Annotated in this window: 8 protein-coding genes; 3 read left to right on the top strand and 5 right to left on the bottom strand. The window is 41.8% G+C overall.

Annotated elements, in window-relative coordinates:
• Positions 1-144 precede the first annotated feature (144 nt).
• Entirely contained in the window at positions 145-969 is an 825-nt protein-coding gene (locus JW841_00465) for a substrate-binding domain-containing protein (GenBank protein MBN1959391.1), read from the top strand.
• Between the two features lie 191 nt (positions 970-1,160).
• On the opposite strand, the gene JW841_00470 is transcribed toward JW841_00465, so the two are convergent.
• From JW841_00470 to JW841_00490, 5 genes are all read right to left on the bottom strand, one after another.
• A complete protein-coding gene (locus JW841_00470) occupies positions 1,161-4,046 on the bottom strand; it encodes a pyruvate, phosphate dikinase (GenBank protein ID MBN1959392.1) in 2,886 nt (961 codons plus the stop codon).
• A 355-nt stretch (positions 4,047-4,401) separates the two neighbouring features.
• On the bottom strand, positions 4,402-4,719 hold the full coding sequence (locus tag JW841_00475) for a polymer-forming cytoskeletal protein (GenBank protein MBN1959393.1): 318 nt from the start codon (positions 4,717-4,719) through the stop codon (positions 4,402-4,404).
• A gap of 135 nt (positions 4,720-4,854) precedes the next feature.
• Complete coding sequence (gene feoB / locus JW841_00480; GenBank protein ID MBN1959394.1) at positions 4,855-6,798, bottom strand: ferrous iron transport protein B; 1,944 nt, start codon at positions 6,796-6,798, stop codon at positions 4,855-4,857.
• Positions 6,782-7,021, bottom strand: coding sequence for a ferrous iron transport protein A (locus JW841_00485; protein ID MBN1959395.1), 240 nt, complete (start codon positions 7,019-7,021; stop codon positions 6,782-6,784). The genes feoB and JW841_00485 overlap by 17 nt, the downstream gene beginning before the upstream one ends.
• A complete protein-coding gene (locus JW841_00490; protein MBN1959396.1) occupies positions 7,018-7,443 on the bottom strand; it encodes a transcriptional repressor in 426 nt (141 codons plus the stop codon). Before JW841_00490 ends, JW841_00485 begins: the two co-directional genes overlap by 4 nt.
• A gap of 162 nt (positions 7,444-7,605) precedes the next feature.
• On the opposite strand from JW841_00490, the gene JW841_00495 reads away from it, so the two are divergent.
• Both JW841_00495 and JW841_00500 read left to right on the top strand, forming a co-directional pair.
• Entirely contained in the window at positions 7,606-8,187 is a 582-nt protein-coding gene (locus JW841_00495; GenBank protein ID MBN1959397.1) for a phosphatase PAP2 family protein, read from the top strand.
• Between the two features lie 55 nt (positions 8,188-8,242).
• A partial coding sequence (locus JW841_00500) for a hypothetical protein (protein MBN1959398.1) occupies positions 8,243-8,652 on the top strand: 410 nt, incomplete at its 3' end.

The raw sequence follows: 8,652 nt of genomic DNA on the forward strand, positions 1-8,652 counted from the left end.
ATAACTACCCAGGCTGTAATAAATACTTATGAGTATAAAACTCATTTGTGAAAAAATAAGTATGAGTATAAAATATTTAATTACAGCGTTAATTTTTCATAGACTCCATGAAAACAACTTACTTTAGGGATAGGGTCTAAAAACATGCGCAATATCGCCGTGATAGCAGGTAATTTTGCTTTCCCATTTCCTGTTAAGATGCTTAGTTATATCAATGCCAATCTTAAAAGCAATCAAATCATTACCCGTCATTCGACACTTACTAAAGCCGATCTCGAAAAAAAACGTATCGAAGAAATTACTAAATTGCAGCAACCATTGGCAGTTATTTCCCTAGCCATGAGGCCGCAGCCTGAATCGGTAACCATTCTACAACAAGCCAAAATCCCTATGATTCTTATTGATGAGGAGGCTCCTGGTACCTCTACCATTGCCACTGATAATTACCGTGGGGGCTATTTAGCCGGTGAACATCTGATCAAGCAAGGACGTAAAGACCTCGCGGTATTGTGTGGCAGTACCCAACCCGGTAGTGGGTATAACGCCATCAATCGGCTTAAAGGGTTTCGTGACGCCATCGCCACCGCAGGTCAGACGCTGCCAAACGATAGAGTTTTTGAGGTGATTTATTATGCCTATCACGAAGGCGAGCAAGCCATGAACACCTGGATCAATGAAAATATCACAATTGATGCCGTCTTCTCGGCAGCCGGTGATGATTGCGCTTCGGGAATTTTACGAGTAGCTCAGGATAATAAAATCCAAGTACCCAAAGACTTAGCAATCATAGGTTATGATGACACTGAAAGAGCCCAATCGACGGTCCCGCCGCTTACAACGATCAGACAGCCTCTAGAAGAAATGGGAAAGGCTGCCTATGAATTAGCTACTAACGCTACTGATGACTTAGCAACTAATCCCAAGACCATTACATTTCAGCCATCATTGGTTGTACGTGCTTCAACATGATCCAGGCCTGTGTCATTTCGAGAAGCAGAGAGAAATCTATTATGTATAAATTGAAGAATAAGATCCCTCCTCGTTAAAGCTCGTACTATATAAATTTTAAATAAAAAAGCATGACACCCTACATTATTCATGCAGAGTGTCATGCTTTATAGTTACAACTTATTAAACTTAAAGCGTTGTGCTATTAAGTCTTATTTCTTCTTTTTGCCAGCCTTTTTAGCGGGTTTCTTAGCTACCTTTTTGGCAACTTTCTTAGCTGCCTTTTTGGCAACTTTCTTAGCTGCCTTCTTAGCAACCTTTTTAGCTACTGGCTTTTTGGCCGCCTTCTGTGCAGGTGCTGCTTTAGCACTGCCCCCTTCAGCAACAGCTTGAGCTAAAGCTAAGCGTGCAACTGGTACTCGATATGGTGAGCAGCTAACATAATCCATGCCCGAACGATGACAGAACTTAACACTCTCTGGCTCGCCACCATGCTCACCGCAAATACCAACTTTAAGGTTTGAACGAGTAGCACGACCACGATTAATACCAATGGTTACCAATTCGCCGACACCCTTTTGGTCAAGTATTTGGAATGGATCATGTTGCAGAATCTTCTTCTCTATATAATCAGGCACGAAACCACCAATGTCATCGCGTGAAAAACCAAATGACATCTGGGTAAGGTCATTAGTACCAAAAGAGAAGAATTCAGCGCTCTCGGCAATTTCGCCTGCCAGCAGAGCAGCACGCGGAATTTCAATCATGGTACCAACCATGTATTGTAGTTTTTTAAGGCCGTACTTCTTGAGCACTTCAGGAACAACCTTATCAACAATCACTTTTTGATTATCGAGTTCTTTCTTCTCACACACAACTGGGATCATAATTTCAGGCAGTGCTTTTTTGCCTTCTTTAGTAAGCTCAGCAGCAGATTCTAAAATAGCGCGGATCTGCATTTCGCTTACTTCAGCATAAGTTACACCCAGACGCACACCACGATGACCCATCATGGGATTGGTTTCATGCAAGCCATCAGCACGGTTAGCAAGTTTCTCAAGGCTAATATTTAAAGATTTCGCTAACTTTTGACGCTCATCAGCATTGTTGGGCACGAACTCATGCAATGGTGGATCTAACAAGCGGAATGTAACTGGTAGACCATCCATTACTTCAAGTGTTGCCTTGATGTCTTTCTTTACATAGGGGAACAACTCATCAAGTGCCGCGCGTCGTTCAGCCTCGGTGTCAGAAAGAATCATTTTACGCAGCGCAAATAATGGCTTTTCACTATTTTCACCATAAAACATATGTTCGGTACGGAACAAGCCAATACCTTCAGCACCAAAAGAAATAGCCTTTTTAGCATCAGCAGGAGTATCAGCGTTAGTACGAACCTTAAGCGTGCGAATTTTATCACAAATTTGCATAAAGCTGACAAAATATGGATTCTCTTCAGTACCAACAATCATTGGCAATTCGCCTTGATAAATACGACCTTTGGTACCGTTAAGAGTAATAATATCGCCTTCGCGAATTACTTTACCATCAACTGCAAATTGCTTGGCGTGTACATCAACATCAAGTACGCCAGCACCAACAATGCAGCATTTGCCCCAACCACGAGCCACAAGAGCAGCATGTGAGGTCATACCACCACGAGCAGTGAGAATACCTTGAGCGACACGCATACCCTCAATGTCTTCGGGGTTGGTTTCTTCGCGAATCAGGATGACCTTCTTGCCATCCTTGGCCCACTTAACCGCATCATCTGAAGTGAAAACTGCATGGCCACAAGCACCACCAGGACCGGCTGGTAAACCTTTAGCTAATACGTCAGTTTTAGCTTCGGCTTTTGGATCAACCATTGGGTGAAGCAACTCATCAAGTTGGTCAGGGCTAACACGAAGGACCGCAGTTTTGGGGTCAATAAGTTTTTCTTGGGCCATTTCGACGGCCATACGAACAGCCGCAGGACCATTGCGTTTACCATTACGAGTTTGCAACATCCACAGTTTGCCATTTTGAATGGTAAACTCGAGATCTTGCATATCACAATTGTGCTTCTCAAGTTTGGTACGAATACCTACAAGCTCTTTGTAAAGCTTAGGCATTACTTGCTCAAGTGATGGCAAGATTGAACCTTCGTGACGAGTTACCTCATTAAGCGGATTTGGTGTACGAATACCGGCAACAACGTCTTCACCTTGAGCATTTACAAGCCATTCACCAAAGAACTTGTTCTCGCCAGTGGCTGGATTACGTGTAAAGGCGACGCCAGTGGCAGAACTTTCACCCATATTGCCAAAAACCATCGCCTGAACATTTACTGCAGTACCCCACTCATCAGGGATACCTTCAATGCGACGATAAGAAACGGCGCGCTTACCATTCCAACTCTTGAATACAGCGCCAATGCCACCCCAAAGTTGTTCCATGGCATCGTCTGGAAATGGCTTACCTAAAACTTCTTTAACTTTGGCTTTGTAAATCTTTGCAAGCGCTTCAAGGTCTTCTGCCGTGAGATCTATATCTTGCGTGACACCTTTTTCACGCTTCATCTTGGCAAGTTCTGCCTCAAGTTGTTGGCGTACGCCTTTGCCTTCAGCAGGCTCGATACCATCAGCCTTCTCCATAACTACATCGGAGTACATTTGAATAAGGCGACGATATGAATCCCAAACAAAACGTGGGTTTTGAGTGAGTTCAATCATCCCCTTAATGGTCTTAGAGGTAAGACCAATATTGAGAACCGTCTCCATCATACCGGGCATTGATTTACGAGCACCCGAACGAGCTGAGACTAATAATGGATTTTTGGGATCACCAAACTTAGGACCACCAAGTACACGCTCAGCTTTTTTAAGAGCTGATTCTACCTGCTCTTTTAGACCAACAGGATATTTGGATTTGCTTTTATAATAATCAGTACAAACCTCAGTAGTGATAGTGAACCCAGGTGGTACGTTAATACCCAAACGCGCCATCTCAGCAAGTCCTGCGCCCTTGCCGCCCAAGAGATTTCGCATCTTCTCGCTGCCATCGGCTTTGCCACCGCCGAAAAAATATACCATTCGTTTAGCCGCTTTACTCGCCATCGAGATCTTCTCCTTAACCAATTTCGTTATGATGAAATGCTCATATTTGAGCGCTTGCTTGCACATTTATTAAATGGCCGCAAGCTACCAGCAGACCATCCTGGCGCCGGACTAAAACACCAATTTCAGTTTAAATTCAAGGAGTAAACGCTTTTTTAAAGTTAAAAAATATTTTGGCTATTGGTTGGATGGATAAATGCTAGATGGCAAAAAATACTTACTCGCAGTAAGAAAAATTCGCAAACCAGAGTTTTGCTTGTCACATTCGTTACCATTAAGTAACGATCCCCTTAATAAATTAGTAGGTCAGGCACATAATTTTTTTCTTGCAGTAATCAAATGAATACCGAAACTTTTATACTTCGGTCATCTCAATGTGGCCTTTATAATAGGCGCCATCTTCAATTTCGATACTAGGTGCGGTCATATCACCGACCAGGCGGCCACCGGCGTGAATGGCTATCTTATGACGCGCATTAAGATCTCCCTCCATTTCGCCACGAATAGTAATGTTTTCGGTTTGAATATCTGCTTTTATACGACCACCTACCTCAATAATGAGGCTTTTTTTCATAGTAATCGTACCTTCGACAGTCCCTTCAATTACTAGATCGTCCTCCCCATGAAGTTCACCCTTGATGTACAGGCCTTTGCCAATAACACCAGCTACCATTTTGCCGATCTCCTTAAAAAAAACGCGTGCACTTGTTCTTTAGCTTATAACTAAGCCTAGCACATTTTTGGGGGAAAGACTCAAATTGCAAATACAGACTCCCCCTATTCCACGATCTTGGAGGGCATCGCGTATTTATATTGCCGTAGCAATTTGTGCAATTATCCCAGCTAAAATAAGTGCTACACCAAAATTTAATGCCGCTGATTTAAGGCAGGTTTTATATCCTCCCTCTTTCCATAGTGCTGCTAGCGTAGCGATACAAGGTATATAAAACATTGTAAAAACTACAAACACTAATATCTGAGCGTGAGTTAATATCGAAGTAAAATCATTTACCCCTAAAGCCGCCTCTAACATTACTAAAGTAAGTTCTTTACGAAATATACCAAGTAGAAGAGCAATGCCAACTATTTCTGGCAAACCTAACACCCAAGTAGTTAATGGTGATAAGGCATGATTAATGTAAGTATCAATACCAAAATGTGATAAGGCAGAAAGAACCACACTCGAAATTAAGATCACTGGCCATGCCACAATAATAAATTCGCGCAAACGCAACCAGACCTTTTTTACTACAATACTGGGATAAGGTCGGCGTAGAGCTGGGACTTCCATGAATAGACCAAGTGACGGATAGCGTTTTGAACGTGAAAGCGCGAAAGAAACAGTTGCCGCAATAGCAATTGCAAAAACATAAAGCCCCGCTACCCAAACAGCACCAAGATATTTACCGGCTAAGGCTAATATAATTACGCTTCGTGCTGAGCAAATCACAAACGGTATTGTTAGCATGGTAATAAAGCGGTCACGCGAGTTTTCTAAATTACGCGTGGCCATGATCGCTGGCACATTGCAGCCACAACCAAGTAGCAAAGGCATTACCGATTTACCGTGCAAACCAACGCGATGCAAAATGCCATCAACCATAAAAGCAATACGTGGCAGTATGCCGCTGTCTTCATAGATAGCGAGCAAAAGCAGTAACGGAATTAAATAAGGTAATACAATACCCGCCCCAGCAAATACACCTTCGGCTAGACCAGACAATAAAGCAATCGTTAAACCAGTACCAAGCGATGAAACATAGGTAAGCAAATTTGAAAGCGGCTCATCAATAAGTCCGGCCACTTTATCGCCAAGAAAGAAGGCAAGATAAAAAGTGAGCAGCAATGAAGCTATTACGGTTATGCTACCCCCGAAGGGATCAGTCATAAACCGGTCAATCTTATCACGTAAACCTGGTAGTGCCCCATGTTGATGTGATGCAATTTGCTCATAAATATCAAGCACCAAAGCATGACGATGCGATGCCAACACTGAAGCTTCAGACCAACCATGTAAATCAGCGAGGCTTTTGCGTTCATTACGCACCATATTGACAAATTCAGGCGCAATTTTTTTAGCAATTTCTTCTAGCTCATCATCCATTTCAAGCAACCGCAAAATCACAAATCGCTCATTCATTTTTAGTGTTTGTAAAAGAGCGGTGGGATAAGACTTGCTGATTTTGGCAATACAATCTTCTACATCAAGGTCATAGGTTGGTTGCACTGGGTTAAAACTACCATCTGCAACTTCAAGAGCCTTACGAAATAATTCTTCAATGCCACTGCCCAATACCGCAACTACATGTTCTGATCGTATACCGGTTAACTCAAACAGCTTTTGCCCATCAATAGAAATGCCTTTACGGTGTGCTTCATCAATCATATTTAAGCACATAACCATCGGTATTTTCATTTCAAGAAGCTGCAGCGATAACTCTAAAGAACGCGAAAGCAATGCGGAGTCGACAACATTAACAATGACATCAACCTCACCAGATAGCAGATAGTCTCGCGCGACTCGTTCAGCAGGATCAAATGATGAAATTGAGTATGTACCGGGGAGGTCAATTATTCGCAATAAGCGACCATCAAGCCTAAGTGATGTTTCAGCAAAGGCAACCGAGGTACCTGCAAAATTACCAGTATCAACCTTAAAACCTGCTACTGCATTAAATAAAGTGGATTTGCCGCAATTTGGTTGCCCAGCAAGGGCGATAACAATCTCGTCGACTTTATGTTTTTTCGGCACTAATCACCTCAATTTTATCTGCCATACCACGCCCAATCATTACGCGTGCACCAGTTTTTGCGTCTTCGATTAATAAGGGACCACGAAATGGCGCGGCTTTTACAACCCTAATCATGCTGCCTTTATAAAAACCCAATGCATGCATACGGTTGGTTATTGCCGCACCACCTAATATGGCTCTAATTTCAACTAAGGCTCCAACTGCCGAATTTAACAAAGTCATTTTACTGCTGCTCCATTATTGCTGCACTTTGAGCAGATCCCAATAAGCTCTAAAAAATGACGCTCAAGGGTAAACCCATACTCTTTTGCTACTGCATCTTGCAAAATATCTATTGCGGGATAGCTAAACTCAATGCGCTTTTTACAGCACGAACAAACTAAATGGTCATGATGTTTTTTACCCCAAATACGCTCATAATACGCACCTTGCAAACGACCGGTATCTTGCCATTCGGTGCGACGTATTATCCCAGTTTCTACTAACAGTGATAAATTTCGATAAACTGTAGTTAATGACACCTTGTGACCTTTGCGCGCCAATTCATCAAGTAGATTTTCAGGAGTAAAATGGCCTTTCATATCGCAAATTATTTGCAATAAGGCTGTTCTTTCTAAAGTTAGACGACCACCTTCTTTTATCAATCTATTTTTTAATATATCTTGACAAGTTCCATTAGGTGAACAGTTTTTACATTTTTTTTTAATAATCCTTGTTGCATTTAATTTTCAATAGCATAAAATGCTTAGTTGCGCTACTACATTGTGAATCATTGTGAATCAGCAGCTAAATTTTTTGAGGTGATAATGCCAAATGGAGTTAATGGCTTCGACCACTTCTTATTTAATGCCATCAATGGCAATGGTGTTTGGTGGTTAGACGGCTTATTTGATTTGTTTTCTAATAGAAGCGCTGCTTTAATTGCTGGTCTAGGAATTCTAATTATTTTAGGGCTAAGATATCGCTTGGCAATAGTACGTTTGGCCATAACCGCTGGTATTGCTCTTTTTCTTTCAGACACGATTGGCTATCAAATACTTAAACCATGGTTTGGGCGAGTACGACCTTGCTATTTTTTATCACCCGATGAAGTTCGCCTTGTTGTTGGCGCGGCTAATGTCGGTTCAATGCCGAGCTTGCACGCGGCTAATTCATTTGCCATTGCTTTTGTGCTTACCATGCTTGATCGTCGTCTTGCACTTATCGCTTATCCAGTAGCTTCTTTGGCCGCCATTAGTCGCGTTTATTTAGGGGTGCATTGGCCAACAGATATAATCGCCGGAGCTTTTTGGGGAACTTTCGCTGGCTTAGCTGGATGGTGGTTGACAGCTAAATTATGGACAACGATTTCACAACAACGACAAAAACAAAAGCTACATAATTTATAATGTTTATAATTATACTTTATCTATACAATTGACTCGTAGATCTTGGAGAATATAAATGAGAAGTACTTCATCATTTTTAACCTATTACCAAGCCCTAACAAACGTTATTGTAAATGCAGGCAGAGGGTTTTATAAGGCTATACTAAAACAATATGACACCAACGTTCGTTGCTATAAAAGCTTTCAAAAAAAATATTTGGCTCGACTCCCAAACATCATCGCAGCTTTATTGTTTTATACTTTTATACTAAGTGGATGTGAAAACAACAAACCTGCTATACTTTTTCATGCCGGTGCTGGACAACGCTCTTCACTTGATGAAATTGCAGTAATCTTTGCCGAACGTAATCCCGATATAAAAATAGATTTCAGTTATAAAGGCTCTGGTTATTTTATTGCTGATATTACCGCATCGAAAATGGGCGACCTATATATGCCTGGTGAAGAATATTACTTACTGCAAGC

The organism is Deltaproteobacteria bacterium (genome assembly GCA_016931625.1).
GTDB lineage: Bacteria > Myxococcota > XYA12-FULL-58-9 > XYA12-FULL-58-9 > JAFGEK01 > JAFGEK01.